The sequence below is a fragment of the Acidiphilium sp. PM genome, from assembly GCF_000219295.1.
In the GTDB taxonomy this organism is placed as follows: Bacteria; Pseudomonadota; Alphaproteobacteria; order Acetobacterales; family Acetobacteraceae; genus Acidiphilium; species Acidiphilium multivorum.
Genome location: NZ_AFPR01000275.1, coordinates 1 through 1,351 on the forward strand (window position 1 = coordinate 1; position 1,351 = coordinate 1,351).

Here is a 1,351-nt window from a genome sequence, read left to right on the forward strand (position 1 = left end):
CACCCAGTCATCCAGCGGGCCGTTGCCGGGGCCGGTGTCGCAGGCGAGCACCTCGCCCGTCGGGCCGAGCCAGGTGATGTTGGCGACCCCGCCGATATTGACCACCAGCAGCGGCTTCTCCAGCGCCTCGGCGAGGGCGGCGTGGAACAGCGGCGCCAGCGGCGCGCCCTGCCCGCCGGCGGCGACATCGGCGCTGCGGAAATCATGCACCACGGGCAGCCGCGTCTTGTGCGCGAGATGCGCCGCATCGCCGATCTGCCAGGTCCGCCGCCGATCCGGGTCGTGCAGGATGGTCTGGCCGTGAAACCCCACCACATCGGCCCGGCTTGCCACCATCGCCACCGCCTCGGCATGCCGGTCCGCCAGCAGCCAGTCGAGGCTGCGCAGTTCAGGATCGTCGGGCGCGAGCCCGGGTGCTGCATCGAGCAGGGCGCGCAGCCGGGCGCGCAGTCCGTCCTCGTAGAACAGCGTGGCGGATCGCCCGGTGCCGAACACCCGCTCGCCATCGGTCTCGATCACCGCCGCATCGACCCCATCGAGCGAGGTGCCGCTCATCAGGCCGATGGCGTGCATTCCCGCTCCCTCTTAGCGTTATGGAAACCAGTTTCGGGCATGTCTCGCTTATCCGCCCCGCGCGCGGGGTTGACAAGCAGCGGAGCAAGGAACCGGGCGTGGAACCAGACAGGACTCATGGCAGCTTCCGCCCGGTGATCGACCGGTGGACGGTCGTGCCCTGGTTCGTGCTCGGCCTCGCGGCGGTGACCTGGCTCAACCTGTTCCGCCCCGTCTTCCATCTCGCGGCGGTCATCGCCGATAGCCTCGCCCATGGCGCGCCCGTCACCGCGCGGCATCTGCACAGCGATTTCTTCGCCTTCTGGCCGGCCGGGCACATTGCCGCCACCGCCGAGGCGGCGCGGATCTACGACCCCGCCTGGTTCGCCACCTGGTCCACCGCGCAATTCGGCCCGGGCCTGCCATCCTACATGCAGTATTTCTACCCGCCTCCGTCCCTGCTGACGACGCTGCCGCTCCTGCCCTTCGGCCCCGCCGCCGGGCTCCTGGCGTGGACATTGCTGATCTCGCTGCCCTGCATTCCCCTGCTGCGCCGCGCCGGCGCGCCGTGGCCGGTGATCGCCGCCGGGCTGCTGAGCGCCGCCTCGCTCACCGGCATTTCGATCGGCGAGTTCGGCCCGATCGCCGGCAGCGCCTTCATCGCGGCGCTGATGGCGGTCTCCCGCCGGCCGGACGTGGCGGGCGGGCTGTTCGGCCTGATCTCGCTGAAGCCCCAGGCCGGCCTGCTCGGGCCGGTCGTGCTCGTGGCGCGGGGGGAATGGCGCGGCCTTGCCGTCGG

At 71.5% G+C, this 1,351-nt stretch carries 2 protein-coding genes; one reads left to right on the forward strand and one right to left on the reverse strand.

The genetic code is table 11. From position 1 onward, the window contains the following. Positions 1 to 573: anhydro-N-acetylmuramic acid kinase (locus tag APM_RS11210; RefSeq protein ID WP_007423493.1), on the reverse strand; the 573-nt coding region annotated here is incomplete at its 3' end. Between the two features lie 98 nt (positions 574 to 671). Between APM_RS11210 and APM_RS11215 the strand changes: the two genes are divergently transcribed. Further along, positions 672 to 1,351, forward strand: a 680-nt coding sequence (locus tag APM_RS11215; protein WP_007423494.1) for a glycosyltransferase family 87 protein, incomplete at its 3' end; no start/stop codon positions are given.